At 58.3% G+C, this 254-nt stretch carries 1 pseudogene; it reads left to right on the top strand.

Annotated features, from left to right (window positions below):
* Positions 1-254, top strand: a pseudogene (locus JI665_RS28405) (hypothetical protein); the annotation flags it as partial.

The raw sequence follows: 254 nt of genomic DNA, 5'->3' as shown, positions 1-254 counted from the left end.
ACGACGATACGCTCGCGATCTTTGATATCTTCGTGGATGAAGAAGCGCGCAATGCGCATTTCTACGGCGCTGTGGCCGCGGCTTTGAACCAAAATGCCGACGCGCTGGTCGCCGGGGGCTGGGACGATGGTGTTGTCGCGAATATCAACAATTCCGATGTCCTGTCGGTGAGGGAACCGGTTGATCTCTACTCGGCGACGACAGCCACGTATATCACGCTCGAAGCAGCACCCGGCAAAGGGCCGGAACTGGCA

Source organism: Bacillus sp. NTK034 (assembly GCF_017303275.1).
GTDB lineage: Bacteria > Bacillota > Bacilli > Bacillales > Cytobacillaceae > Cytobacillus.
This window is presented reverse-complemented; position numbering and strand designations above follow the sequence as displayed.